The sequence below is a fragment of the Tenacibaculum sp. FZY0031 genome (assembly GCF_036350695.1).
Classification (GTDB): Bacteria; Bacteroidota; Bacteroidia; order Flavobacteriales; family Flavobacteriaceae; genus Polaribacter.
This window is the reverse complement of sequence record NZ_JAZDVY010000010.1, coordinates 50,732-76,200: the sequence shown is the minus strand read 5'-3', so window position 1 is coordinate 76,200 and position 25,469 is coordinate 50,732. Positions and strand designations below refer to the sequence as shown.

Genomic DNA, 25,469 nt, shown 5'->3' with positions numbered 1-25,469 from the left:
TAATCGGTAGAAATAAGAGAAGTTTTGCTAAAGATAATTTTCTCTATAACTGCTATAAATTATTAACAAACTATTTTTTCTTTTCTTTTTATAATTGTAATTTTAGCCAAATAACCAAATTAAAAAATTATAGAAGATGGGAAACCCAGTAAACGTTAATGGAGTTACATTAGAGTTAAAGTACTTTAGAAAATTTGACACCAATATTAATGTAGAAAATGTACCTACAGGTCCTTTAGTAAACATGTCTAGAGATGAATCTGGAAATAGTGCAACGCCTAATATCGTAACAGTTTTAGCATATTTACCAGACAATACATTAAATCCAGTAGAAAATACCAATGGATTGCAATTACAAGGAAACGAAGTTTATTTAAACTACTATGGAGTTACATCTACACAAATTGTAAATAAAGATGGAGGATACGATACCGTAAGTTGCAGAGATTTTAGAGTAGAATTTAATTGTGATGAAGTAGCAAGTTTATACGATCTGTATTATGTGCAGTTCGCCTATCAATTAGATGCAGGAACTCCTTCTGTAGATATGATTTTAGTACGTAGTGAAAATGATGATCCTGAAACAGATAGAGGAACAGTAACAGTACCATCTACTCCACCACCACCAACAACAACAGTAAAATAATTTTGAAAAATAATTACTATTTACTCCTAATTCTTGTGCTCCACTTAGGAGTAAATGTTTATTGCCAAAAATCTGATTTTTTGCTCGAAAGAGGAAATATAATTTGTAAAGAATCTAATAATGAAGTTTTTTGTAAGGCTATAAAGTTCTATAATAATAAGCAGTACGATTCGTGTTACACGTATAGTAATAGGGCTTTAATGATTACGAAAACGAATAAAGAAAAAGATTTTTTCAACTGTATTCATGGATACAGTGCTTTTGTAAATAAATTCTATAAAAAAGCATTGTCGAGTGTATTAGAAATATCTGATGATGATAATTATGCTCAAATTAAATTGTATTTATTAGGAAATATATATTTAAATAGTAAGAAATATGATGAGGCAGTATTGAATTTTGAAAAATGGATAACTAATGATTCTATTTCAAAAAACAGTATTAGGAAAGTGGCATTTAGAAACTTAGCTCTTTCATATATTCATTTACGAAAATACTCTAAAGCCAAAAATTATTTTGACAAAGAGTTAGCTTTATTAAGTGCAGGAGACACCCTTAATATTATAAGGACTAAAATAGATTTAGCAAATGTATATTATAATCAATACCTAGATAATGAAGCAATTCCGCTTTTTAAGGAAGCGTATGAATTAGCAAAATTATATTCCGATGTTGAGCTTAAGCAATATACTGCTCAAAATATGGCAGTTGTAGAGAAGAATAGAAAAAACTACCAAAAAAGTGTAGACTATTATATAGAATACGGTCGTTGGAAAGATTCTATTTGGAACCGTGATAAAATTTGGGAACTTACAGAAAAAGACAAACAATTAGCCGTAGCCCAAAAACAACAGGAAATCGTTTTACAAGAAGAACAGCTAAAACGTCAAGCGGTAGTGCAAAAGAGTTTAGTAATTGGAGCTTCGGGATTATTAGTTTTTCTCGGATTTTTAGGCTATTTTTATAGAGAGTTAAAAAGTAAAAATAAGTTTATTACTCAACAAAAAGAGGCGTTAAACGTAGCGAATAAAACAAAAGATTATTTGTTTTCTGTAGTATCTCACGATTTACGTTCACCAATAAATACGATTAAGCGACAACACGAAAAGCTAAAACGACAATTAAAAAACAAAGAATACGAAGCGGTAAGTGAAACGACCAACAATGCTATTGCATTAACTGAAAGTACAAGTCATTTATTAAACAATGTATTACATTGGTCGTTAGAGCAAAACAATCAGTTATCGTTTAAAGCAGAAGAATATCCTTTAAAACCATTGGTAGAACAAGCTGTTTATAATTTTGAAGAGATTGCAGAAGCTAAAAACATTGCACTAACGACCATATTAGAAGCTAGTATTTTAGTAAAAGCAGACAAAGAGTCCCTAAAAATAGTATTGAGAAATTTGTTAGATAATGCACTAAAATACACAGGAGAAAACGGTACAATAGCAATAAAAACCTATAACGACTCTGAAGAATTTAGTACAATTGAAATTAAAGACACAGGTTTTGGAATTTCAGAAGAAAAACTAGCAAAAATTAAAGGATTAGAAGATTTAAGTATTGACAAAATTAATAGATCAGAAGGTGTAGGGCTAGGAATGTTACTGTGTCAAACACTTATTAAAAAGAATAATGGAAAATTACTCATAGATAGTGAGTTGGAAGTGGGGACAACTATACGAATTTTGTTACCCAACGCAAGCGCATAAATTATGAAAAAACTACAATTACTATTGTTAGAAGACTTAGAAGAAGAAGCAGTAGAACTTTCTTCTTTTTTGGAAGATAATGATTATGAGGTATCGTTAGCAAAAAATGCGGTAGAAGCAGAAAAACTGATAAGAAATCGTTTTTTCGATGTTATTATTTTAGACATCATGATAAACGGAAGACCAGACGGAATTTCGTTAGCACACCGTTTGAATAAAGAAGGAATTAACATCCCCTTTTTATTCTTAACAAGCATGCAAGGAAGAGAAATTTTTGATGAAGCAAAACTAACCAATCCGTTAGTATATCTTTTAAAACCTTATAACAAACTAGAATTGTTATTCTCTTTAGAGTTGGCGATTGAGTCGTGTTATCAGCAAAATAACAGTATTAGTTTAGCATCAGACAATGGTGTGATAAGTCCATCTTTTTTATTCATAAAGAAAAAAAGGAGTGTAGTTAAAGTAGATGTAGCTGCTATAAACTACGTAGAAGTAAAGGAAAAATACTGTAGCATAATTTGCGACTCAGGAAATTACCTTATAAAATTATCGTTAACTAAGTTAAAAGAAATGCTATCTAATTCAGATTTTAGACAAGTGCATAGAAATTACTTAGTTAACGTAAAGAAAATCAAAGAAATTTACTTTGAAGATAATCTTATTGTCTTAGAGAATGACGAAAAAATTCTTTTTAGTGAACGTTATAAAACAGCATTTATAAAAGACAATACAATTTTTAGGTAGTTATACCACCTTAGAAACTAAACTTATTACAAAGCCAAAGCCATTTTCGATATTAGAAATAGCTTTGGCTTTTTCGTTATTACTAATAGTAGCATCGTCAATAAGTTTAAGTGTTTTTATGGCATTTGCATTGGTAATTTTACTTTCCTTAATAAAAGCATCTACTTCACTAAGTTTTAAATTAGTTAAACTAGCCAATTGTTTGTTAAACTCGGCATCAGTCTGTGAAGCAGCTTCTTTCGCTATATTGTTCCAATCTATAGAATTCATAATTGTTATTTTTCAGTAATTACTTTTTCAAGGTTTATCAATTTATTTAGAGCATTTCCTGTTTTATCAATACTCTGATTAATGGTACTTTCCACTTTTTTGATATCAATTTTATCTCCTGTAAGTTGATCTATTGCTTGCAAAGCGTCACTTTCTGTAGTTTTTACTTTCACCGCAGAGTTAATTAAGTTTTGAAGCGAAGTGGTAGCTTTGTTGTAATTGCTATAATTAGCATTTAATTGGTTTAGAATATCTTGTTTTTGTATATCCAAGACACTTTGAAGCGAGTCTTTTTTACGATTAATAATAGGAATTATACTGTTTAAAATATTTGGTAGTTCTTTTTTGTAGTCCAAAGAATCGGGTAATAACCGCTCAAAATTTTTTAACAACGTAGGAGTGTACTTGTCTTCAATAAATAAATTGATTTTTTCTTTTCGCTCATCAAAAAGTCTGTTAACCAAAGATACATTTAGCTGATGCATATTGTCTGCTTCTTTAATAACTTCTTTGGTAAGTGTTACGGTAGAACTTGGGATGCTAGCGCAAGAAAAAAGAAAGCTACTAAAAATAAATACGTAAAAGTACTTCATAAGTGTAGTTTGTTTTAAAATTAAAAGAGGTTGCTACGATATTGAGCTAAGTTTGGTTAGTACGTTGTAAGCTCTATTTATAATAAACTTAACGTCACAACCCCTTTGTTTTTATAATGATTTCGTAATGGTTTTTGGTACAATAAAAATGGACTTAACTCTATCTATAATGCCTTGTAGGATACTAAAAATAGCCTCAGAAGAAAACCCTCCAATTAGAGCAAGCACTCCTTTATTAAAAAGGTTAATATCTTCAGGACTTTTGGTATAAAATGAAATAATTTCCGACATAATGAGTCCGGCAATAATACCCAGTACTATTTGGGCTAAATACGAAATAGACTCTTCTGAAACCATGGTTGATTCTCTAATAGAATCGCTAACCCTTTTTAATAAATAAAAAATAACACCCAGTCCAGCAACAGACGCTAAATAAGAAAGGTTTAATAATAATGATAATCCTGAGTTATTCATTAAGCCTTCATCTAGCGAATTGTTATTTACATCAGGGGAAAGGGCAGTAACAATAAATAAAACCAAAAAGAAAAGAGCTAAGAAAATAAGATTTCTTACCAAAGGAAGCTTGCTGAAAATAGATTTGTTTTCACCTTCATCTCGAAGAGCTTTGGTATACTCTATCGATTTGGGTGTAGCAGGAGCAATGTTTTTAACAAGTATATTGTGTGCATTGATCAAATCATTTAAATCGTTGCTTTCAATAAGCGAGTTTATTTCAGTATTTATAACAATACCATTATAAATAGCATAGGATAACATGTTGTTAATTTCAGTAATCAACTCTTTAGATACTCTGGGATAAACACCATTACTATTAGTGTTAACAACTTTTTTACTATCTTTTTGAAGGGTATTATTTTCCATTGCTTTGGTTTTGTGAGTTCTAAATATATGTAAAAGCTACATAAATTTAAAAAATAAGTGGGAAGAAAATAATCAAAAAACCTTTAGCGTATAAAACTTGATTATTAACGTAATGGATGTAAGATTGAAATGTACTCAAACCTAAATAAGTAACATAAAAAAAATGATTTACTTAACTTAAATTTAAAGATTGTTTTTGCATTATTTGTAGTATATTTGCATGCAATTAATTAACAACACACTAAATTGATTGCATATGCAAGCTCATCAAGCTAAAATATTAGGGGAAGGATTAACGTATGACGACGTTTTATTAGTTCCTGCCTATTCAGAAGTACTTCCAAGAGAAGTTTCAATCCAAACAAAATTTACAAGAAACATAACAATCAATGTTCCAATAGTATCTGCAGCTATGGATACGGTAACCGAATCTGCTATGGCAATTGCTATTGCAAGAGAAGGAGGAATAGGAGTGTTACATAAAAATATGACAATTGAGCAACAAGCTCAAGAAGTTCGTAAGGTAAAGCGTGCAGAAAGCGGAATGATAATCGACCCGATTACCTTATCGTTAAGCGCAATTGTTTTAGATGCTAAACAAGCAATGCGTGAGCATAAAATTGGAGGAATCCCCATTGTTAATGAAGGAGGGAAATTAGTAGGAATTGTAACAAATCGTGATTTACGTTTCGAAAAAAATAACGAGCGCCCTATTGTTGAAGTTATGACCGCTGAAAACTTAGTAACAGTTGCAGAAGGAACTTCTTTAAAAGATGCTGAAGTTATCTTACAAGAAAATAAAATTGAAAAGTTGCCTGTTGTTAATGATGATGACAAATTAGTAGGGTTAATTACTTTTAGAGATATTACAAAACTTACACAAAAACCAATAGCGAATAAAGACTCTTATGGACGCTTACGCGTAGCTGCAGCATTAGGCGTAACGCACGATGCAGTAGATAGAGCAGAAGCATTAGTAAAAGCAGGAGTAGATGCTGTAATTATTGATACGGCTCACGGACATACCAAAGGCGTGGTTTCTGTATTAAAAGAAGTAAAAGCAAAATTTCCTGAATTAGATGTTGTAGTAGGAAACATTGCAACACCAGAAGCAGCTAAATATTTAGTAGAAGCTGGAGCTGACGCAGTAAAAGTAGGAATAGGACCAGGGTCTATTTGTACAACTCGTGTGGTAGCAGGTGTAGGATTCCCACAATTTTCAGCAGTATTAGAAGTAGCAGCTGCTATAAAAGGAAGTGGAGTTCCCGTAATTGCCGATGGAGGTATCCGTTATACAGGCGATATCCCAAAAGCGGTTGCGGCTGGAGCAGACTGTGTAATGTTAGGATCATTATTAGCAGGAACCAAAGAATCACCAGGAGAAACGATTATTTACGAAGGAAGAAAATTCAAATCGTATCGTGGAATGGGATCTGTTGAAGCGATGAAACAAGGCTCAAAAGATCGCTACTTCCAAGATGTAGAAGACGATATTAAAAAGTTAGTTCCAGAAGGAATTGTAGGACGTGTTGCTTACAAAGGAGAGCTGCAAGAAAGTATTCACCAATTTGTAGGTGGTTTACGTGCAGGTATGGGATACTGTGGGGCAAAAGATATAGAAACCCTAAAAAATACAGGGAAATTTGTTCGTATTACAGCAAGTGGAATTAATGAAAGCCACCCACACGATGTAGCAATTACGAAAGAAGCACCTAATTATAGTAGACGATAAACTATAAAACTATCTCCCTTAATTCAGGTAGAATATGATTAAAAATAAAAGCCGTTAATTATTAAATTAACGGCTTTTTTTATGGTTTAAAACCTTCTGCGTCTAAAATATAAGGTGTAATAGGATCTAATTCTTTCAACGTTTCAGGATGTACACCCCTAGCCGTAAAGAATTCTCGCTTTCCCTCTGTATTACTTCCGTACCAAAAATTCTCCTTACCGTTTGTAAAAAACTCCATATCCTTGGTAAGTGTTACTTTTTTAAAACGATCAATATCTATATGGTAAGTTGTATTATCTATTGAATTTAGATAATAACATGGGACTTCTTTATAATGGTCTTTTTCCCAAACAATGCAATTACTTTTTTCAAACAAAATATCTTTATAAAAAATAAATACAGAAACTAAAAGAATGGTACCAATTAAAATTGGTGCTTTCTTTTTTAAGAGAATAGTTGAAACTCCTAATTTATTTTTTCCTTTTACTTTTTTACCAGTTAAGTTATTTTCTTCACTTATTGAAAAAGGCTTTACAGAATCTATAGTAATACTTTCCTTATAGTTTTCAAAGTCCTCAAAGCCCAAATATTCAGCCATTACATCTTTTACAAAAAGATCGGGAACTCCAACGGGGATATTCTCTTCTCTTTCTACATACTTTTTATGCAACCTACTAACTGTTTGTACACTCACATGATTAAATATATCATGCCTTCTTTCTAGTAGTTCTTGTACGAAAAACACAGCTTTTCCATTTCGACTATCAATTCCTTCATCTGTCTCAATCTTTTTAAAAAAATCAACAATTAGTTTTTCAATCATGGTTAATCAATTATTAGACAAGTTGCGGTCAAAAGTAAAGCTGTTGTACAAAAATTGATTACGGTTATCCATAAACTAGACAAAAGCCGATTGATCAAGTTTTGATAAATGGTAAAACTTGGATTTTCAGAATCTTTGCAGTGGCACTGATCGAGAAATTAAAAAGAAAACAAATTGATTGGTTCTAATTAAAAGATGAAATATCGGTAGAATTTCTTAGGGGGAAGCTACTTAATAATACCGATGTTCATCTCTACTTCCCGCGAAAGAGGCGCGCGACTCTTTTAAAAATTCTACACCCCAAACTCGGTGTAACTGTAGCTAAGCAAAGTGCTTGGACAGGATAAATATTATCAATTTTTAAAAGTAACAAAATGAACAAGGTTTTATTAATTATAACATTTTTAGTAACAAATGGAATCTATACTATAAATACAAACTCAACTACTGTAGTACCACAAACCAATTCTACAGAAGTAGTGACAAGTGATACAGGAGGAGAGGAAGATCAAGATCCAGATGTACCAGAAGATCCAGATGGAAATTAATAAGTTAAAGATAAAGGAGATGTAAAACATCTCCTTTTTTATATTATTTTTATTGGATGATAAGAAAAATAAAAGGTTTCCATTTAATATTAATAATTGGTCTACTTATTAATTGTAAACTTGAAAAGAAAGTAGATAAAATTCAGAAGGAAAAACTATCTTGTATTGAGAGGTTAGAAAAAAACTTAAAGAGTTATGAACAAGCAAAAAGAGAATCTAGAAAAGAAGATCAAATATCTTCAGGAAAAAGAATAGTTTACTGTTCTTTTAAATTAAAACAATATAATAGAGTTATAAGTTATGGAAAAGAAATAATAAACTTACTAAAAGGTAGTGGAGATTTAAAGTCTTATTCTTATGTGTATTATCATATAGGATTAGGATATCGTTACTTAAAGCAAAATGATAGTACATATTATTATTATACAAAATCTAATGAGATTAATGTAAAGTTACAAGATAGCTTAAAAATAATGGAAAGATTTTATAATATCGCTAGTTTAGAATCTGAGGAAGAACTCTATTTAAAAAGTGATTCTACAGCAATCCAAGGGCTAAAATATATAAGCAATAACCCTAAATCTAATAACATTATATGTTCTATTTATAATTGCTTAGGAATAAATTCCAGAAATCAAGGGAATTATGATAAAGCTATAAAATATTACAATTTAGCTACAGAAACAACCAATGATAGTTTAAGGAAAATAAGATACATGGGGAATAAAGCGGTAGTTTATAAGTACGATAAAAAGTATAGAAAGGCCTTAGATATATATGAAAAAATAATAAAAAACAGTTTTTTTAAGAAAATAGAGTTAAAGCTAAAATTTAAAATACTAGATAATTATACATATACAAAGTATTTATTAGGTGAAAAAGTTGATGTTAATGATTTTTTTAAAGTTCAAAGGTTAAAAGATAGTATAAATAATTATGCAGGTTTAATAACTAATTATTCATATCTATCTGATTATTTTAATAATCAAAACTCTGATAAATCTCTATTTTATGCTCAAAAAATGTATAATTTATCAAGGGAAAGAGAAAGACCTAATGATAGAATAGAAGCAATAGATAAGCTAATTAAACTAGTAAAAGGAAATGAGGTAAGAAAGTATGCAATTGAAAGAAGTCATTTAAAAGACAGTATAATTGATGCTAGAAGAAAGTCCAGAAATAAATTAGTAAAAACGATATATAACTTTGATCTGTTAAAAGAGCAGAAATTAAAGGCAGAAATTAAAACAGAACAACAAAAATCACAAAAACAACTCTGGATTTTTACAGTTATTCTTACCATTCTATCCTCAATAGTCTATTTCTTTTATAAAAGAGAAAAAAATAAAAAAGAAAAAGCCATAGAAGTTTACAACACAGAAACCCGCTTAGCTAAAAAAATACACGATGAATTGGCAAACGATGTATACGCGGTAATGAATACACTACAAAATACATCAATAACAGATGAAAGGTTGCTCACGAGAGTAGAGAAAATATATGCACAAACCAGAGATATTTCTCACGAAAACAGTCCTGTACTCACAGGAGAGCACTTTGAGAGTTTCTTAAAACAACTGTTTTTAGATTTTACGAACGATCGTTGTAAAGTAATCCATAAAGGATTACAAGAAGCAAACATAAACCAGTTAGCTAAAGAAAAACAAATAGTAGTATATAGAGCCTTACAAGAGCTCTTGGTAAACATGAAAAAATACAGCGAAGCAACTTTGGTGCTTATCACTTTTTCAGTAGAAAAAAATAAATTATCAATAGCGTATCAAGACAATGGAATAGGTGTAGAAAACCTCTCTGTAAAAAATGGTTTACAAAATATGGAAATCCGTATTAAATCAGTAGGAGGGTTTATTACTTTTGAATCAAAGCAAGAAAAAGGATTTCAAGCAAAGTTTCAATTTAAAAAGTAGTTATGTTCAAAAAAGTATTGATAGCAGAAGATGCTGATTTTATGTCAAGCGGAATAAAAGTAGCCTTAGAAAACATGCAAATTCCTAATGTTGAATATGCACAATATTGCGATGAGGCTTTTTTAAAACTTAAAAAAGCATGGTTAGATAAAGAACCATTTGATTTATTAGTAAGCGATTTATCATTTAAAGATAATATACATGAGCAACGATTAGAATCAGGTGAAGCACTTATAGCCGAGGCAAAAAAACTACAGCCTACTTTAAAAACAGTCGTATTTTCTGTAGAAGACAAACCCTACAGAATTCAGCAACTATGTAATGAGTTAGAGGTAAATGCGTATGTATGGAAATCTAACCACGGACAAAGAGAGCTAAAAAAAGCAGTACAAAGTGTGTTTAACGGTGAGTTTTTTATAACACCACAATTAGCACATGCCTTACGAGATAAAGAAGCTTTTGAAGTTACAGACTACGACGTGTTTTTATTAAAACATTTAGCAGAAGGCTTAGATCAAAAAGAAATTAGCGAAGCATTAAAAAACAAAGACATAAAACCCAGTAGTGTTAGTTCGGTAGAAAAGCGCTTAAAACTATTAAAAGAAAACTTTAACGCCAATAACCCTACACAACTCATAGCCATTACTAAAGATTTTGGACTCATCTAAAATAACTGTCATTCCGAGCGATAGAGAGGAGTCTCAATATAAAGAGAAACAAATACTCTTAAGATTTAGCTACGCTGAACCTTACGGTTTCTCCCTTTGGTCGAAATGACGTTAACAAACAGTAAACCGTTATTCCGAACGAGGTATGAGGAAGAATCTCAAAAGAGTTACACTTATTCTTCATATTACAATCACTGTCAGTTCGAGTGATTTTTATTGAGTGATAACGAAGTAAAAATTGTACTTCGGCTACGCTCAGCAGAGCTATCGAGAACTATTCGACAAACATAAAAATTGCCACGTTTCATTTATAATGATGAGTATATGTTTTATGACCTTCAAGAAAATTTTTGAAAATCAAGACAGCAGCGATGGATGTAAGATAAAAAGTTGTTTGAGCGATAGCGAGTTTCTTTTTATCAGAGGTAGGTGTCGTAGTATTTTCTTACGATTTTATTGTAAGTCTTGATTTTTGTTTCTTTTTATCAAGAAAAAGAATATAAGACTTTTTTTTATCGTCATTACAAGATGGATATGAGTAAGTAATCTTTCTGTAGAGAACTCCAAAGGCAAAGATTGCTTCGCTTTAGCCTGCCTTGAGCTTTTCGACTTCGCGCAAGATAAACTTAAGTCGAAAGGCTCGCAATGGCGTCATAACGAAGAACAATAAAAACACCATATAAAACATTGAGAATTTTGTTAGTTATACTAGTAAATACCTCATACCCATTAAAAAACATAACAAAAAGAGTATATAACATAAAAAAGTACGAGCATATAGCTCGTACTTTTTACGTTATAAAATTTTGTTTGAAACATCAAACACTACTGTTGTCTGTTACATAACAGTACTGTTGTTACTTAAGCAACAGTAAGACTAAAGGTAGAATCACCTACCATAATATCCTTTAAAAAGCGTTCAGAGTTTCCTGTTGCCTGCGTTTTAACCCTAACACGATAGTTACCAGCAGAAAGGGCAGGGGCTTCACCAGTAATCTTCTTATTACTCTTTTAAAAGTTAAGAAAATCAATATAGCATCTAACAAAGTTTTAATTATGGAAGCCATTTTGCATAGCCTTAATATAATAGCAAAGCCTACGGAAACTCTCAAAGTTTTGTGCTTTAAGGAGGATAAGTTTGCAGTAATATTAATAAAAAAAATAAAAAATGAGAAAAGTGTTTATTGTATCGGTAATATTATTAGCTATTGTTTCGTGTTCTTCCCCTCTTGATAAAAAATTTAATGAAGAAAGAGCAGCAGAAGACATCAAGGCGGTTCAATCAGAAATTGATTCAACTGAACTTGGAATGTTGGTGGGGTCAATGTTAAGATTAAAACTAGAAGGAGAAAAAGTAGAAGGTCTAACCTACAGAGAAATTTTAGAAAAAGGGAAAAGATGGAAAGAAAAAGAAGAAAAACTAGAGAAAGAGCAGAAATTCTTAGCAGAGAAAGCAAAAAAAGAAGAGTTAGAGAGGATTAATAGATTATCAGAAAGTGTAGTGATTTCTTGTTTTGAAAAGGGTTTTTACAAGTACAAATATGAAGACTATATCACCTATAAGTTTGTAATTCAAAATAAATCGAATAAAAATATAAGAGCAGTGAAAGGGAGTCTTATTTTTTCAAATTTATTTGATGAAGAAATAAAGACGATAAACTTGGTTTATGATAAAGTGCTTACAGCAGATACTACTGTTAATTACGAAGCACAAACAGATTACAATCAGTTTAGTGATAGTGATAAAGCTCTTAAAAACAAAGAGCTAAAGGACATGAAAGTAAAGTGGAAACCTGAGAAAATAATTTTTGAAGACGGAACAACTTTAGAGTAACTCACTAACCTTACGGGAAACCGTAGGGTTTTGTGTTTTTATCAAGGTAGGTTTGTAATGATATTAACCAAAAAAATATAGAAAATGCCAAAATATTATGTAAATAATACAGCACAACCAAATGGAGATCATGAAGTACATAAAGAAGGATGTAATTGGTTGCCTTTTGTTCTTTCCAAAAAAGACTTAGGCTATCATTCTTCTTGCCATTCAGCAGTTTTAAAAGCAAAAGAATATTATGCAAAAGCTGATGGCTGTAAACATTGTAGTGAAGAGTGTCACAAAAGCTAATTTATAAATTATGGAATATAAAGTAATACCCTTTACACCGTCTATTGATAGAAATAAAGGAAACTCAGCAAAAGTAGCACAACAATTAGAAGCTATTATTAGTAATTACAACGATCAAGGTTGGCGATATGTTCGATTAGAAAGCGTAGAAACTCATGTTCTCCCTGATTCAGGTTGTTTTGGAATAGGTTCTCAGCCAGGATATACAGCATACAGGCAAATGATTGTTTTTAGTAAAGAATAATGAAACATTTGTTACTTCTTTCTATAAAGGCGTATTGGAAGTTTAAACCAAAGGATAAGCCAGCATGCTGTATATTTAGAAAATCCTGTTCACATTACGTATATGAAGAAACAAAAAGAAAAGGACTGTTAGCAGGAGTAAAAGCATTAAAATATCGGGTTAAAAACTGTACTTATGGTTATGAACTTTATTTAAACCCGATTAGTAAGAAAAAACAGATGCTGCTAAAGAATGGAGAAGTGTTAGAAGAAGAGGAAATAGCAAAACGACTATTATATTAATTAAACCCTACGGATTTCCGTAGGGTTTTCTGTTTTATAGAAATTAGATTTGATATAATAAACTTAATCCCTTCAATATTATGAATCAGAAATATGAAAAAGTATTCCTAATTACATCATTATTAATAGTAATAGTTGCTACGGTAGTTGTAACAAAGAAAAACAATTCTAAAGAAAATTTATATAACAAAGCTTTAGTAGGCTGTTATGTTCCACCTAAAGCTAGGTGTACTGGCTCTGTAAACTGTAGAGCATGTAAAAACTGTAAGTATTGTAAATATTGTAACAGTGGAGGCTCTTGCGGTGTTTGCGGAAAGAGAAGTAGCACAAAAAGTTATACCAACTCTTATAAAAGCTACTCAAAGAAGCCACAAACCAAACAAACTATTTTTGACGGACGTAAAACCAATAGTACATTGTTAAAAGAAGAGCCATATTACCTAAAAACATTATTGGTAAACAAAAACCTTTTAAATTTAAGAAGTGGCCCAAGTACTTCTTATTATGTAATTCAACAATTAGACTTTGGAGAAAAACTAACCATATTAGCCACTCAAGCAAAATGGATTAAAGTGAGGGTAAAGCGAACAAAAGTAATAGGGTTTGTTCATGTGAGCGGTGTACTTTTGGTAGAATAAAAAAAGCTTAGATGTGGGTTTCCGTAGAGTTTTCTGTATTAGAAAGTATAGTTTTGATATAATACTAATTAAAAAACATAGAAAATGGGAAACCCAAAATTTGAAATCAAAAAGAGAACGGATAATGAATTCATGTTTAACCTGAAAGCAGGAAATGGAGAAGTTATTTTAACCAGTGAAGGCTACGCTAGTAAACAAGGATGTAAAAACGGTATAGATTCTGTAAAAACAAATGCACCTGATGATGATAACTATGAAAGAAAAGAAGCTTCAAATGAGCAATACTACTTTACACTAAAAGCGCAAAATGGAGAAGTCATAGGTAAAAGTGAAATGTATACCACAACTTCAGCAAGAGATAACGGTATTAAATCGGTACAAAATAATGCTCCATATGCTGACACAGTTGATTTAACATAAATAATTATTTATAGGAGATTAAAATTCTATATTGTAGTAGTTAGAAACCTTACGGATATCCGTAAGGTTTTGTTTTTTAGTAGGTTTAGCTTTGGGGTATAACCAAACTAAAACATAATGATAAAAAAAATACAAATTGTAGGTCTCATTTTTATTTCAGTATTATTAACAGAATGTTCTACCGATACGGATGGAATAGAAGAGCAAGAAACAAAAACTGAATGGAAGTGTGGGGTTCATAATGGAAAGCAATTATGGACAGGACCCAAAGGAGGATGCTATTATAAGAATAGCAATGGAAATAAAACATATGTAGACAGATCGGAATGTAATTGTTAAATGAGCTATGAGTACAAGAGCATTAAAAGTATTCAATTACAACCTGTTTTTATCAAGGTTTATTTATGGTTTAATCATTATAAATATAATCTGTTTAGTACTAGAGTCTTTTAAAACGTTAAGAGTTAATTATACACAGTTTTTTCAGTTTATAGAAGGATTCTCTATTCTGGTTTTTTCAATAGAATTTATAACAAGAATTGTAATTGCAGAAAAGCAAAGTAATAAAGGGTGGAGTTCTTACGTTTTCTCTGGTTACGGGATTTTAGACTTACTGTCAATATTACCTTTTTATTTACCACTAATTTTTCCGTTTGATTTACGAGTTTTAAGAGTGTTGAGGCTGTTAAGGTTGGTACGAATATTTAAACTTGGTAGGTATTCAAAATCCTTTAAAACAATTAATTTAATACTAAAAGAAACCAAGCCAGAACTCTTAATAACAGCCTTTATAGCATTAATATTAGTAATGCTCTCGTCTACTTTAATCTTTTATGCAGAAAACGAAGCACAACCCGATAAGTTTTCAAGTATTATAGAAGCCTTTTGGTGGTCGTTAGGAACGCTTACCACTGTAGGAGTAGCAGATATGTATCCTGTAACTCCCTTAGGAAAATTCTTTAGCGCTTTAATAGGAGTTATAGGGATTGGCTTTGTGGCATTACCTACAGGAATTATAAGTTCAGCTTTAATAGATAAAGTAAAAGAAGAAAAGAGTAATTGTAGTAACTGCCCTAATTGTGGGGTAAGAATAGATAAGAACTAATGGGATTTCAATTTTACAGACGAATAAAACTAGGAAAAGGTTTTGGACTGAATATTAGTAAATCGGGCATTTCTCCAAGCTTACGAACTAAAATAGGAGCAGTAAGCTCCAAAGGGTACTCTATAAGAACGGGTATAAAAGGGTTGCAGTATAGAAAAAGACACACTAAAAAAGAAGGAATAGGCTGCCTAGGAATTGTCTTTGCTATAGTTAGTGTTTTTGTAGCACTGTTAATAAAAAGAAAGTAAATATACTCGTAGTTAAACTATAATCAAATGAAAGTAGGAATACAAAAAACAGTAAATATTATTTGTGCCATAGCATTGTTTTTAGCAGTAACAGCACTACCAATTGAATATTACAATGTTTTAAGAATAATTGTTTTTATAGGAGGCTTATTGGTAGTTTTTAATCAGAAAATAAAGAAGCATTGGAGGTTATTATTTATACCAATAACATTATTATTTAACCCCATATTTCCCATCTATTTTTATGTAAAATCATATTGGGTTCTTTTAGATGTTCTCTGCGGAATCTTATTTCTACTGCTCATATTTTATGGGTATAGCTCAAGCATAAAAAAACAACGAACAATAAAAAAACAAGTGTCTAAAAATAAAGACATGTATAACGTTAAATATTAAAAAAATGAATGAAATAACTACCGAACTTAAAAGTCACTTTTTAAGACTATATGAAATGGCTTTTGCTGATAATGATTTTGATGTGTTAGAAACACAAATGCTATACAAATTTGCAGAAGAGAGAAATATATCTAAACAAGAGTTAGATAACATTCTACTATCAACCCAACAAGAAAGCTTAGTACCCGAAAGCTTGGAGCTTAAAGTTGAATACTTATACGATTTAGCAGTAATGATTTGGGCAGATGGAAAAGTAACAGAAGATGAAATGATAACTCTAAAAAAGTATTGTTTAAAGTTCGGGTTTTTGGAAGAGAATCTAGAAGAATTGACCAGTTTTTTGATAGAGAATGCAAAAAAATATACTCCTAAAACAACATTGTTAAAACAACTAACCTAATCAACTAACAAATATGGAAGCCTTAAAAAAAATATTTACTACAAGGGAGAAAGACCCAGTAGAAAAAGTAGTAGTAAAGGAAGAAAAAAAAGATGTCAAACTAACTTTTTTCGAAAGTGGTTATGGATCATCTAAGCAAGCCTCAGGAAATCACAAAGTATTCAGAGCTTGTTTAAATAATGTGTATATGGATTACAAGAGAAAATGCGCAGAAGATGAAGAGCTACAAAAAAAACTAAAAGATCCTCATATACAAGAAAAAGGAAGAGAAGGAATTGAGTTAAAGAAAAGACAAACAGCAAAAGCAATCTTAGAAGAAAACATTAAAACAGATGAAGAAAAGATTGAAGAGTGTGAACATCAAATAGTTGAAGTTAGAGAGAATCCGGAGAAGTATGTAGAAGAAGTAGATAAAAAGCCAAAAGCCCAATTTTATTTAGGGTTAATAGTACTTATTCCAATAACATTCTACTTATTAGTTTTTTACATATCAGCCTCATATTCAGCTTTTTTTAAAAACTTTGAAAATAGCGAGTTATCAGCGGCAATTTTTGATGGAAAATCATTTTCTAAAGCTTTAGAACATGGAGTGTTAGAAGCGATTTTTATAGCTACCATACCATTCGCTTTTATGGGTTTAGGATATTTAATACATATGTTTCAAAAACATAAAAATTGGTTGTCATATGTAAAAATAGGAGCATTATTTATTATCACTTTTATATTCGATGCCATACTAGCGTATCAGATAGAAATGAAGATTTATGATTATAATAAAACACCAGATTCACCAGAGTTCGATTTGTCAATAGCCTTTAGTAAAGTAGAGTTTTGGGGAATCATCTTTGCAGGCTTTGTCGTATATATAATTTGGGGACTGGTGTTTGATTTTATTATGAAGGAATATGAGAACATTGATAAAATAAAAGCCTTTATAAGAAGTAAAAGAGAAACGATTGTTAACCTACAAAAATCAATAGTTGAAGCCATAGAAAAATTAAACGGTGTAAAAGAAGAAATCTCAGGAATAGAAGCAAGAATAGCTAATTTACAAAGAACAATTGATGGCTTTGTATTCCCTAATAAACGTTACTTAACCTACCATGCAGAATATGTAAAAGGATGGTATTTAGCTATAACAGACAATTTTTTAGATTTAAAAAGAAGAGATGAATTACTTTCTAAATGTGATGAAGTAGAAAAAGAACACCTGACAAAATATGATTTAACAGATGAAAACACGGAAGGAATAATTTATAAATCTCAATTAAAATAACGAAAAATGAAAGCATATAAACTTATAATAGTAACTCTATATATAATACTTACATACTCTTGTTCAAATAAAAAAGAAAAAGACCCAGTAGCAGAAGTATCAAAAGAAATAAGTAGTACAAGTAAAAAAAAGAGCAAAGAAAATTTAAATATTAGTATCGTATTAGATTTGTCAGATAGAATAAATCCAAAGAAGTATCCAGAACCTTCAATGGAGTTTTATCAAAGAGATTTAGGTTACATAGAGTCTGTCGCGAAGACTTTTGAAAACCATATTAGAGGAAAGAGAACAAATAAAATTAATGATAAAATACAACTGTTTGTTGAGCCGGCACCATCAGATAGTGAATTAAATCAGAAAATAGCAACACTCAAAACACAGTTTGATAAAACCAATGCAACCAAAGACGAAATTCTAAAAACCGCAAAGAAGTATACAGAAATATGTAATAATATTTATGAAACCGCTATTACAGATGATAAATATGTTGGGTCAGATATAAGAGGTTTCTTTAAAAATAAGATCCAAGATTATTGTGTGGAAGAAGGATATAAGAATGTGGTAGTGGTTTTAACAGATGGGTATGTGTACCATAAAGATAACCTTACAAGAGAACAAAACAGAACATCGTACTTAGTACCAAAAACAATAAGAAGTTTCAAACTAAATAAAGGTAATTGGAAAGAGAAGTTTCAATCAAAAGATTATGGTTTTTTACCTTTACATAAAAATTTACAAAATGTAGAAGTATTAGTTTTGGGAGTAAACCCGGATAAAAAGAACCCTTACGAAGAAGATGTAATAAAAGAGTATTGGAAAAAATGGTTAAAAGAAATGAATGTAAAGAAGTTTCAAATAAAAAGAGCCGATTTACCTATTCATATAAATGATGTTATCAACGATTTTATTCTTACCAAGTAAACTATGTACCTAAAAACAATACTATTATTTTTATTAATAACTGTAATAGGGGCAAAAGTACCGAAAGAATTTAGTGCAAGAGTAATTGGGGTAGTAGACGGAGATACCGTAAAGGTGTTATATCAAAACAAACCAATACACATAAGGCTAGAACATATTGATTGTCCAGAAAAAGGACAAGCTTATAGCACCAAAGCAAAACAATTTGTATCCAACAAAATATTTGGAAAAACAGTTAAAATAGTTAACAAAGGGAAGTGGCATTGGAACCGTTTAATCGCCGAAATATATTTTGATAACCATCAAAACATTAATAAAAGCTTAGTTAAAAAAGGGTTGGCAATGCACTTTAAAAAATATTCAAAAAGTAAAGAATATGCCCTGTTAGAAAACAAAGCAAAACAACTTAAAATAGGTATGTGGTCATTACCCAATGTAACGACACCCTGGCAATATAGAAAACAACCAAACTAAATAACAAATGAAAAAAGTCATAATAATGCTACTATCAGTAGGTGTGTTAGTGGCATTTCAAAAAGTAGAAGACAAAAAAGTGTATATCTGTAGTAGTGTAGCAAGCACCAAATACCACTTTAAAAAAAACTGTAGAGGATTATCACAATGCAAAGCAACGATAAAAGAAAGTACAGAGAAAAAAGTGAGGAGATTTGGCAGATTGCTCTGTAAATGGGAGAAGAAAGCATTAAAAAAGAAATAAAACGAACTCTGTTGATAACTATATTAACAGAGTTTTTTATTTTTTCGGGCGAAGTACTATTTTAGCACGGACTTCAATTCACACGATTTTTTTATGACGCAAGAAACACAATATACCGAAGACAATATACGCTCGCTCGATTGGAAAGAACATATCCGTATGCGACCAGGGATGTATATTGGTAAACTGGGGGACGGATCATCACCAGATGACGGAATTTACATTTTGGTAAAAGAGGTTTTAGATAACTCCATTGACGAATTTGTCATGGGAGGAGGTAAAACCATAGAAGTTTCTGTACAAGGAAATAAAGTAATTGTGCGAGATTACGGACGTGGTATTCCGCTAGGGAAAGTAGTGGACGTAGTTTCGAAGATGAACACAGGAGGAAAATACGATTCTAAAGCCTTTAAAAAATCAGTTGGTTTAAACGGAGTAGGTACCAAAGCAGTAAATGCGTTGTCAACCTATTTTAGAGTAGAATCGAATCGGGATGGTAAATCGGCTTCTGCCGAATTTGAAAAAGGAAACTTAACCAATCAAGAAATACTAGATGAAACATCACGTCGTAGAGGTACCAAAGTAACCTTTATTGCAGATGAAACCATCTTTAAAAATTATAAGTATCGTCCTGAGTATATTTCTAAACTATTAAAAAACTATGTGTACCTAAATCCAGGGTTAACCATCGTTTTTAATGGAGAGAAATTTTATTCAGAAAACGGGTTAAAAGACTTATTGGAAGATAACAACAACAAAGAAGATATGTTGTATCCAATAATCCATTTACGAGGCAATGATATTGAAGTCGCAATAACACACAGTAGAACACAGTATTCAGAAGAATACCATTCATTTGTAAACGGACAAAATACCACCCAAGGAGGAACGCACTTAAACGCGTTTAGAGAAGCGGTAGTAAAAACAGTTCGAGAATTTTTTGGGAAAAATTTCGATGCTTCCGATGTGCGTAAATCAATTATTGGTGCAATCTCTATCAAGGTAATGGAGCCTGTTTTTGAAAGTCAAACAAAAACGAAATTAGGTTCTACAGAAATGGGAGGAGACCTGCCAACTGTTAGAACCTACATCAACGACTTTGTAAAAACACAGTTAGATAATTACTTACATAAAAACACTGAAGTAGCCGACAAACTTCAAAAGAAGATACTACAGGCAGAAAAAGAGCGTAAAGAATTATCAGGAATACGAAAATTAGCTCGTGAACGTGCAAAAAAAGCAAGTTTACACAACAAAAAACTACGCGATTGTCGTATACATTTTGGAGACACTAAAAAAGATGGATATTTAGATACGACCTTGTTTATTACAGAGGGAGATTCGGCAAGTGGATCCATCACTAAATCACGTAATGTAAACACACAAGCAGTATTTAGTTTAAAAGGAAAGCCACTAAACTCATATGGGTTGTCTAAAAAGATAGTGTACGAGAATGAAGAGTTTAACCTATTACAAGCAGCCTTAAACATTGAAGACGGACTGGAAGATTTACGTTATAACAATATCGTAATTGCTACCGATGCCGATGTTGATGGTATGCATATTCGCTTGTTATTAATAACCTTTTTTTTACAATTCTTCCCAGAAGTAATTAAAGATGGACACCTGTATATTTTAGAAACTCCGTTATTTAGAGTACGAAATAAAAAAGAAACCATTTATTGTTATTCAGAAGAAGAAAAGCAAGCTGCGATAAACAAACTAAGAGGAAAACCGGAAATTACTCGATTTAAGGGGTTAGGAGAAATTTCTCCTAACGAATTTGTCCATTTTATTGGAGATGATATTCGTTTAGACCCTGTAATGTTAGACAAAGAAATGTCGATAGAACAAATGTTAGAATTCTATATGGGTAAAAATACGCCGAACAGACAAAAGTTTATCATTAACAACTTAAAGGTTGAGTTAGATATTGTAGAAGAGGTTTAAAAAGAAATTATATGAAAGCATCGAAGTTATATCAATTGTATATTATAATTGGGATTATATTTTTTATTAGTTGTTCCTCTAACAAAGAAGAAGAAGAGTGTATGAAAACAGTTACCATCCCGCAGTTTTATACAGTAGGAGACCATATATATCGTTATGATGTAGAGCAGGAGGTGCCATGTGATGCTGTGTTAATTACAGAACCTGTAAATATAGAACCACCTTTACTAGAAGGATTTACGTATGAAGTATTACGCTTTGAATATACTTCAGATACAGGAAACAACACCTCAAGATTAGAGTTTGAGATAAAATTAAATAATCCAAACAATTACTCTGTACAAGGGATTCCTTATTTTACTTTATCAAGCGACGATGTAGTGTATACAACGAATTACGCTAACCTATTGAAGGTACCGTGTACTACTTTAAACGCAAATTCAAGTTGTACAGTAACTTTAGACTTAGAAGAAAATAGGGCTGTTGGCTTTCCAAGTTCACTAGAACTTGTAACTGTAAAGTATTACCTAACAGAGTAAGTTTTTAATTAGAATTAATAATAAATTGTTTAACGAATAAACGTTTAAACATTCATACATGAGTGAAGAAAATAACAATTACGAACACGACGAAGAACTAAACCAACCCCTTGAAAATACAGAGACCATAACCAAGGTTACAGGAATGTATAAAGAGTGGTTTTTAGATTATGCTTCGTATGTAATTTTAGAACGTGCAGTACCCTCAATGGAAGATGGGTTTAAGCCTGTGCAGCGCCGTATCATGCATTCAATGAAAGATTTAGATGATGGACGCTACAACAAAGTAGCAAACATTGTTGGACATACAATGCAGTATCACCCTCATGGAGATGCTTCGATTGCCGATGCTATGGTGCAAATGGGGCAAAAAGAACTGTTAATCGACATGCAAGGTAACTGGGGAAATATTTTAACAGGAGACCGTGCAGCCGCCTCGCGTTATATCGAAGCACGGTTGTCTAAATTTGCGTTAGATGTTGTTTTCAATGCTAAAACTACCGAATGGCAAGCTTCGTATGATGGACGAAAAAAAGAACCTATTAACTTACCTGTAAAGTTCCCTTTACTATTAGCACAAGGAGCAGAAGGTATTGCGGTAGGATTGTCTACTAAAATATTACCCCATAACTTTAACGAGTTAATCGATGCCTCTGTAAAATATTTAAAAGGAAGGAGTTTTACACTTGTGCCCGATTTTTTAACAGGTGGAATAGCCGATGTTACCAACTATAACGAAGGGAAACGAGGTGGAAAAGTAAGAGTAAGAGCAAAAATATCGGCTCTCGATAAGAAAACATTAGTAATTACTGAAGTGCCTTTTGGTACTACTACATCATCGTTAATTGATAGTATTTTAAAAGCTAATGAAAAGGGAAAAATTAAGATTAAACGTATTGAAGATAACACAGCAGCCAATGTTGAAATCTTAGTACATTTACCAGCTAATGTATCACCAGACAAAACAATTGATGCTTTATATGCTTTTACCAGTTGTGAAAATTCAATTTCTCCTCTATGTTGTATTATTGAAGACAACAAGCCAGTATTTGTTGGTGTAAACGAGGTATTGAAAAAATCAACAGATTTTACAGTAGAATTATTAAAGCGTGAATTAGAAATACAATTATACGAATTAGAAGAACAATGGCATTTTGCTTCTTTAGAACGTATTTTTATAGAAAACAGAATTTACCGTGATATTGAAGAAGTAGAAACTTGGGAAGGAGTAATTGAAGCAATTGATATAGGGTTAAAACCCCATACAAAACATCTAAAAAGAGAAGTAACAGAAGAAGATATTGTTCGTTTAACTGAAATAAGGATAAAGAAAATATCGAAGTTCGATATCGATAAAGCAAAACAATTTATTGAAGGCTTAGAAGAAAAAATAGCGGAGGTTAAGCATCATTTAGACAATTTAATCGATTTTGCAATAGACTATTTTAAAGAGCTAAAAGTAAAATACGGAAAAGGCAAAGAACGTAAAACCGAAATCCGAATTTTTGATGATATCGTGGCAACCAAAGTGGTAATGCGTAACTCAAAACTCTATGTAAATAGAGAAGAAGGATTTATAGGAACCTCGTTACGAAAAGACGAATATGTTACCGACTGTGCAGATATTGATGATGTAATAGTGTTTAGAGAAGATGGCTCAATGTTGGTAACTAAAGTAGACTCTAAAACCTTTGTAGGAAAAGGAATTATTCATGTTGCTATATTCAAGAAAAAAGATAAACGTACCGTTTACAACATGATATATCGTGATGGTGCTAAAGGACCTTCATATATGAAGCGTTTTAACGTTACATCAGTAACTCGCGATAAAGAGTATAACTTAGCCAACGGTGATGCCAAATCAAAAGTATTGTATTTTACAGCAAACTCTAATGGAGAAGCTGAGGTAGTTACTATTTTACTCCGAGCAGTAGGAAGCGTGAAAAAACTAAAATGGGACATTGATTTTGCCGATTTAGCGATAAAAGGACGTAGTGTTAGAGGTAACTTAGTAACCAAGTACTCGATTAAAAAAGTAGAGTTTAAAGAAGCGGGAGTTTCAACTTTAAAGCCTAGAAAAATTTGGTTTGACGATACAGTACAACGTTTAAATGTTGATGGTAGAGGAGAATTGTTAGGTGAGTTTAAAGCAGAAGATAAAATTTTAATAGCTACACAGTCAGGAAAAATTAAAGCAGTATCACCAGATTTAGCGATGCACTTTGAAAACGATATGATTGTGTTAGAAAAATGGAAACCTAACAAGCCTATTTCAGCAATTTATTTCGACGGAATTAAAGAACGTTATTTCGTAAAACGATTCTTAGTAGAAACACCCGATAAAGAAGAACTTTTTATATCAGAAGACGAAAAATCAAAGCTAGAAATCATAGCTACAGATTACCGTCCTATGGCAGAGGTAATTTTTTCAAAAAGAAGTTTAGATACCATAGTGGTTAATTTTGAAGACTTTATAGCAGTTAAAGGAATTAAGGCTCAAGGAAACCAATTAACCACCGATAAAATAAGAACAGTTAATTTGTTAGAATCGTTGCCTTATGAAGAGCCAGAAGAAGAAAAAGTAGAGGATATTGAGGTAAATGATGAAGAAGAAATTAAAGAAGAAGCATTAGCTTTAGAAGTAGAAGAAGCAAAGCCTAAAGAATTTGTAGAGTCTAAAGAAGACAAAGCAAAAAGGGCATTAGAAAGAGCACTTCAAAAAAAGAAAAAAGATAAAGATGACGAAAGCCAAACAGCATTGTTTTAATGGATAAATTTTTTCCATACCGGTTTAACTTAAATACCTTTTTTGGAGCTTTAGGATACATTATAGTTGTGTTCTTAGTATCTTGGGCTATTTCAAGATTGGTTAGAGCTATTATTTGGCAACTGATTAAAAGTAAGAAAGAAGATCGTTTTGGGAGAACGAGTATCCAGTTTTTGCGTAATTCCGTATCGTTTGTAATTGGACTCTTAAGTGTCATTTATGTAATTATGACGGTACCTGCTTTTAGAAGTAAAGCAACCTTAATTTTTTCTGGAGCCGGTATTTTAGCCGCTATTATAGGTTTTGCTGCACAAGCAGCACTATCGAACTTAATAGCTGGAGCTTTCATAGTCATATTCCGCCCATTTAGAGTAGGAGATTATATTAAGTTAGATGATACAAGAGTTGGTATTGTTGAAGACATAACATTGAGGCATACCGTAATAAATAACTTTGAAAACAAACGGTTAATAATACCCAACTCTGTAATTAGTACCGATTCTATTTTAAACCATACTATAGAAGACTCTCATGTATTGAGTTTTAACAACTTTAAAATAGGGTTAAAAGCAGACATTGATTTAGCACGAAGAATTATACAAGAAGAAGCTGTAAAGTTACCAACAGTTATTGACTATCGTACACCAGATCAAGTAATGAGTGATGTGCATCAAGTAGATGTTCGTGTTATTGATGTATATCCAGACCATATTCACATGCGTGCTTATGTGTGGTTAAATGAACCATTCCAAGAATTTAAGACGAAATGTGCTTTAAAAGAAGCGGTTCATAAACGTTTTCTTGAAGAAGGTGTACACTTGCCGATACCAATCAATATTAATGAAATAATAAAAAGAGTAAACTAAGGGTGCTTTTTTTTAATATACGT

Annotated in this window: 30 protein-coding genes; 26 read left to right on the top strand and 4 right to left on the bottom strand. The window is 31.5% G+C overall.

The genetic code is table 11. From position 1 onward, the window contains the following. The first annotated feature begins 136 nt into the window (after positions 1-136). The 3 genes from V1T75_RS14420 (at position 137) to V1T75_RS14410 (ending at position 3,108) form a co-directional block, all read left to right on the top strand. Positions 137-646 carry a hypothetical protein gene (locus V1T75_RS14420; RefSeq protein WP_330489203.1) on the top strand — a complete coding sequence of 170 codons (510 nt, stop codon included), beginning with the start codon at positions 137-139 and terminating at the stop codon, positions 644-646. Between the two features lie 200 nt (positions 647-846). After that, entirely contained in the window at positions 847-2,361 is a 1,515-nt protein-coding gene (locus tag V1T75_RS14415) for a tetratricopeptide repeat-containing sensor histidine kinase (protein WP_330489202.1), read from the top strand. Between the two features lie 3 nt (positions 2,362-2,364). Then, complete coding sequence (locus V1T75_RS14410; RefSeq protein ID WP_330489201.1) at positions 2,365-3,108, top strand: LytR/AlgR family response regulator transcription factor; 744 nt, start codon at positions 2,365-2,367, stop codon at positions 3,106-3,108. Here V1T75_RS14410 and V1T75_RS14405 read toward each other — a convergent pair whose 3' ends face one another. The 3 genes from V1T75_RS14405 to V1T75_RS14395 all read right to left on the bottom strand — a co-directional run bounded on the left by V1T75_RS14405 (position 3,109) and on the right by V1T75_RS14395 (position 4,853). Then, the gene (locus tag V1T75_RS14405; protein WP_047789511.1) at positions 3,109-3,378 is read right to left on the bottom strand and encodes a hypothetical protein; all 270 of its coding nucleotides are present in this window, start codon (positions 3,376-3,378) and stop codon (positions 3,109-3,111) included. A 5-nt stretch (positions 3,379-3,383) separates the two neighbouring features. Next, a complete protein-coding gene (locus V1T75_RS14400) occupies positions 3,384-3,971 on the bottom strand; it encodes a hypothetical protein (RefSeq protein ID WP_330489200.1) in 588 nt (195 codons plus the stop codon). Between the two features lie 111 nt (positions 3,972-4,082). Next, the gene (locus tag V1T75_RS14395) at positions 4,083-4,853 is read right to left on the bottom strand and encodes a hypothetical protein (protein WP_330489199.1); all 771 of its coding nucleotides are present in this window, start codon (positions 4,851-4,853) and stop codon (positions 4,083-4,085) included. Positions 4,854-5,109: 256 nt separating this feature from the next. On the opposite strand from V1T75_RS14395, the gene guaB reads away from it, so the two are divergent. After that, complete coding sequence (gene guaB, locus V1T75_RS14390; protein WP_330489198.1) at positions 5,110-6,585, top strand: IMP dehydrogenase; 1,476 nt, start codon at positions 5,110-5,112, stop codon at positions 6,583-6,585. A gap of 79 nt (positions 6,586-6,664) precedes the next feature. Here the strand turns inward: guaB and V1T75_RS14385 are convergent, their stop codons facing one another. After that, positions 6,665-7,408, bottom strand: a complete 744-nt coding sequence (locus tag V1T75_RS14385; protein ID WP_330489197.1) for a hypothetical protein — start codon at positions 7,406-7,408, stop codon at positions 6,665-6,667. 374 nt (positions 7,409-7,782) lie between these two features. Between V1T75_RS14385 and V1T75_RS14380 the strand changes: the two genes are divergently transcribed. The 22 genes from V1T75_RS14380 (at position 7,783) to V1T75_RS14275 (ending at position 25,446) form a co-directional block, all read left to right on the top strand. Beyond that, a complete protein-coding gene (locus V1T75_RS14380; protein WP_330489196.1) occupies positions 7,783-7,956 on the top strand; it encodes a hypothetical protein in 174 nt (57 codons plus the stop codon). A 56-nt stretch (positions 7,957-8,012) separates the two neighbouring features. Beyond that, positions 8,013-9,884, top strand: a complete 1,872-nt coding sequence (locus tag V1T75_RS14375; RefSeq protein WP_330489195.1) for a tetratricopeptide repeat protein — start codon at positions 8,013-8,015, stop codon at positions 9,882-9,884. A 2-nt stretch (positions 9,885-9,886) separates the two neighbouring features. Next, positions 9,887-10,552, top strand: a complete 666-nt coding sequence (locus V1T75_RS14370; protein ID WP_330489194.1) for a response regulator — start codon at positions 9,887-9,889, stop codon at positions 10,550-10,552. 1,168 nt (positions 10,553-11,720) lie between these two features. Then, entirely contained in the window at positions 11,721-12,386 is a 666-nt protein-coding gene (locus V1T75_RS14365; protein WP_330489193.1) for a hypothetical protein, read from the top strand. 84 nt (positions 12,387-12,470) lie between these two features. Beyond that, a complete protein-coding gene (locus V1T75_RS14360; RefSeq protein WP_125067306.1) occupies positions 12,471-12,677 on the top strand; it encodes a hypothetical protein in 207 nt (68 codons plus the stop codon). 10 nt (positions 12,678-12,687) lie between these two features. Continuing rightward, entirely contained in the window at positions 12,688-12,921 is a 234-nt protein-coding gene (locus V1T75_RS14355) for a hypothetical protein (RefSeq protein WP_099216602.1), read from the top strand. Then, complete coding sequence (gene yidD, locus V1T75_RS14350; protein ID WP_330489192.1) at positions 12,921-13,202, top strand: membrane protein insertion efficiency factor YidD; 282 nt, start codon at positions 12,921-12,923, stop codon at positions 13,200-13,202. The genes V1T75_RS14355 and yidD overlap by 1 nt, the downstream gene beginning before the upstream one ends. A gap of 80 nt (positions 13,203-13,282) precedes the next feature. Next, entirely contained in the window at positions 13,283-13,840 is a 558-nt protein-coding gene (locus tag V1T75_RS14345; RefSeq protein WP_330489191.1) for an SH3 domain-containing protein, read from the top strand. 84 nt (positions 13,841-13,924) lie between these two features. Continuing rightward, on the top strand, positions 13,925-14,260 hold the full coding sequence (locus tag V1T75_RS14340) for a YegP family protein (protein WP_330489190.1): 336 nt from the start codon (positions 13,925-13,927) through the stop codon (positions 14,258-14,260). A 117-nt stretch (positions 14,261-14,377) separates the two neighbouring features. Further along, positions 14,378-14,599: a hypothetical protein gene (locus V1T75_RS14335; RefSeq protein WP_330489189.1), complete on the top strand. Its 222-nt coding sequence runs from the start codon at positions 14,378-14,380 to the stop codon at positions 14,597-14,599. Positions 14,600-14,606: 7 nt separating this feature from the next. Further along, entirely contained in the window at positions 14,607-15,365 is a 759-nt protein-coding gene (locus V1T75_RS14330) for an ion transporter (RefSeq protein ID WP_330489188.1), read from the top strand. Beyond that, positions 15,365-15,613, top strand: a complete 249-nt coding sequence (locus V1T75_RS14325; protein ID WP_330489187.1) for a DUF4236 domain-containing protein — start codon at positions 15,365-15,367, stop codon at positions 15,611-15,613. Before V1T75_RS14330 ends, V1T75_RS14325 begins: the two co-directional genes overlap by 1 nt. 27 nt (positions 15,614-15,640) lie before the next feature. Next, positions 15,641-16,009: a DUF6804 family protein gene (locus V1T75_RS14320; protein WP_330489186.1), complete on the top strand. Its 369-nt coding sequence runs from the start codon at positions 15,641-15,643 to the stop codon at positions 16,007-16,009. A 4-nt stretch (positions 16,010-16,013) separates the two neighbouring features. Continuing rightward, on the top strand, positions 16,014-16,409 hold the full coding sequence (locus V1T75_RS14315) for a hypothetical protein (RefSeq protein ID WP_330489185.1): 396 nt from the start codon (positions 16,014-16,016) through the stop codon (positions 16,407-16,409). A gap of 13 nt (positions 16,410-16,422) precedes the next feature. After that, positions 16,423-17,685, top strand: a complete 1,263-nt coding sequence (locus V1T75_RS14310) for an ABC transporter permease (RefSeq protein WP_330489184.1) — start codon at positions 16,423-16,425, stop codon at positions 17,683-17,685. A gap of 6 nt (positions 17,686-17,691) precedes the next feature. Then, positions 17,692-18,606, top strand: coding sequence for a hypothetical protein (locus V1T75_RS14305; RefSeq protein WP_330489183.1), 915 nt, complete (start codon positions 17,692-17,694; stop codon positions 18,604-18,606). Between the two features lie 3 nt (positions 18,607-18,609). Next, complete coding sequence (locus tag V1T75_RS14300; protein ID WP_330489182.1) at positions 18,610-19,080, top strand: thermonuclease family protein; 471 nt, start codon at positions 18,610-18,612, stop codon at positions 19,078-19,080. Positions 19,081-19,087: 7 nt separating this feature from the next. After that, entirely contained in the window at positions 19,088-19,324 is a 237-nt protein-coding gene (locus V1T75_RS14295; protein WP_330489181.1) for a hypothetical protein, read from the top strand. 93 nt (positions 19,325-19,417) lie between these two features. Continuing rightward, positions 19,418-21,274, top strand: a complete 1,857-nt coding sequence (locus tag V1T75_RS14290; protein ID WP_330489180.1) for a DNA topoisomerase IV subunit B — start codon at positions 19,418-19,420, stop codon at positions 21,272-21,274. 11 nt (positions 21,275-21,285) lie between these two features. Beyond that, a complete protein-coding gene (locus tag V1T75_RS14285) occupies positions 21,286-21,813 on the top strand; it encodes a hypothetical protein (RefSeq protein ID WP_330489179.1) in 528 nt (175 codons plus the stop codon). 58 nt (positions 21,814-21,871) lie between these two features. Then, positions 21,872-24,580 carry a DNA gyrase/topoisomerase IV subunit A gene (locus V1T75_RS14280; protein ID WP_330489178.1) on the top strand — a complete coding sequence of 903 codons (2,709 nt, stop codon included), beginning with the start codon at positions 21,872-21,874 and terminating at the stop codon, positions 24,578-24,580. Beyond that, positions 24,580-25,446, top strand: coding sequence for a mechanosensitive ion channel family protein (locus V1T75_RS14275; protein WP_330489177.1), 867 nt, complete (start codon positions 24,580-24,582; stop codon positions 25,444-25,446). The genes V1T75_RS14280 and V1T75_RS14275 overlap by 1 nt, the downstream gene beginning before the upstream one ends. Positions 25,447-25,469: the final 23 nt, after the last annotated feature.

Excerpts from the sequence above, each read along its gene's own strand:
- V1T75_RS14385 (WP_330489197.1), bottom strand. The coding sequence starts at position 7,408 with ATGATTGAAAAACTAATTGTTGATTTTTTTAAAAAGATTGAGACAGAT.
- V1T75_RS14325 (WP_330489187.1), top strand. The coding sequence starts at position 15,365 with ATGGGATTTCAATTTTACAGACGAATAAAACTAGGAAAAGGTTTTGGA.
- V1T75_RS14405 (WP_047789511.1), bottom strand. The coding sequence starts at position 3,378 with ATGAATTCTATAGATTGGAACAATATAGCGAAAGAAGCTGCTTCACAG.
- V1T75_RS14335 (WP_330489189.1), top strand. The coding sequence starts at position 14,378 with ATGATAAAAAAAATACAAATTGTAGGTCTCATTTTTATTTCAGTATTA.
- V1T75_RS14395 (WP_330489199.1), bottom strand. The coding sequence starts at position 4,853 with ATGGAAAATAATACCCTTCAAAAAGATAGTAAAAAAGTTGTTAACACT.
- V1T75_RS14400 (WP_330489200.1), bottom strand. The coding sequence starts at position 3,971 with ATGAAGTACTTTTACGTATTTATTTTTAGTAGCTTTCTTTTTTCTTGC.
- V1T75_RS14360 (WP_125067306.1), top strand. The coding sequence starts at position 12,471 with ATGCCAAAATATTATGTAAATAATACAGCACAACCAAATGGAGATCAT.
- V1T75_RS14330 (WP_330489188.1), top strand. The coding sequence starts at position 14,607 with ATGAGTACAAGAGCATTAAAAGTATTCAATTACAACCTGTTTTTATCA.
- V1T75_RS14355 (WP_099216602.1), top strand. The coding sequence starts at position 12,688 with ATGGAATATAAAGTAATACCCTTTACACCGTCTATTGATAGAAATAAA.
- V1T75_RS14290 (WP_330489180.1), top strand. The coding sequence starts at position 19,418 with ATGACGCAAGAAACACAATATACCGAAGACAATATACGCTCGCTCGAT.
- V1T75_RS14295 (WP_330489181.1), top strand. The coding sequence starts at position 19,088 with ATGAAAAAAGTCATAATAATGCTACTATCAGTAGGTGTGTTAGTGGCA.
- V1T75_RS14305 (WP_330489183.1), top strand. The coding sequence starts at position 17,692 with ATGAAAGCATATAAACTTATAATAGTAACTCTATATATAATACTTACA.
- V1T75_RS14365 (WP_330489193.1), top strand. The coding sequence starts at position 11,721 with ATGAGAAAAGTGTTTATTGTATCGGTAATATTATTAGCTATTGTTTCG.
- V1T75_RS14345 (WP_330489191.1), top strand. The coding sequence starts at position 13,283 with ATGAATCAGAAATATGAAAAAGTATTCCTAATTACATCATTATTAATA.
- V1T75_RS14415 (WP_330489202.1), top strand. The coding sequence starts at position 847 with ATGATTACGAAAACGAATAAAGAAAAAGATTTTTTCAACTGTATTCAT.
- V1T75_RS14300 (WP_330489182.1), top strand. The coding sequence starts at position 18,610 with ATGTACCTAAAAACAATACTATTATTTTTATTAATAACTGTAATAGGG.
- V1T75_RS14380 (WP_330489196.1), top strand. The coding sequence starts at position 7,783 with ATGAACAAGGTTTTATTAATTATAACATTTTTAGTAACAAATGGAATC.
- yidD (WP_330489192.1), top strand. The coding sequence starts at position 12,921 with ATGAAACATTTGTTACTTCTTTCTATAAAGGCGTATTGGAAGTTTAAA.
- V1T75_RS14420 (WP_330489203.1), top strand. The coding sequence starts at position 137 with ATGGGAAACCCAGTAAACGTTAATGGAGTTACATTAGAGTTAAAGTAC.
- V1T75_RS14285 (WP_330489179.1), top strand. The coding sequence starts at position 21,286 with ATGAAAGCATCGAAGTTATATCAATTGTATATTATAATTGGGATTATA.
- V1T75_RS14280 (WP_330489178.1), top strand. The coding sequence starts at position 21,872 with ATGAGTGAAGAAAATAACAATTACGAACACGACGAAGAACTAAACCAA.
- guaB (WP_330489198.1), top strand. The coding sequence starts at position 5,110 with ATGCAAGCTCATCAAGCTAAAATATTAGGGGAAGGATTAACGTATGAC.
- V1T75_RS14310 (WP_330489184.1), top strand. The coding sequence starts at position 16,423 with ATGGAAGCCTTAAAAAAAATATTTACTACAAGGGAGAAAGACCCAGTA.
- V1T75_RS14275 (WP_330489177.1), top strand. The coding sequence starts at position 24,580 with ATGGATAAATTTTTTCCATACCGGTTTAACTTAAATACCTTTTTTGGA.
- V1T75_RS14340 (WP_330489190.1), top strand. The coding sequence starts at position 13,925 with ATGGGAAACCCAAAATTTGAAATCAAAAAGAGAACGGATAATGAATTC.
- V1T75_RS14315 (WP_330489185.1), top strand. The coding sequence starts at position 16,014 with ATGAATGAAATAACTACCGAACTTAAAAGTCACTTTTTAAGACTATAT.
- V1T75_RS14375 (WP_330489195.1), top strand. The coding sequence starts at position 8,013 with ATGATAAGAAAAATAAAAGGTTTCCATTTAATATTAATAATTGGTCTA.
- V1T75_RS14370 (WP_330489194.1), top strand. The coding sequence starts at position 9,887 with ATGTTCAAAAAAGTATTGATAGCAGAAGATGCTGATTTTATGTCAAGC.
- V1T75_RS14410 (WP_330489201.1), top strand. The coding sequence starts at position 2,365 with ATGAAAAAACTACAATTACTATTGTTAGAAGACTTAGAAGAAGAAGCA.
- V1T75_RS14320 (WP_330489186.1), top strand. The coding sequence starts at position 15,641 with ATGAAAGTAGGAATACAAAAAACAGTAAATATTATTTGTGCCATAGCA.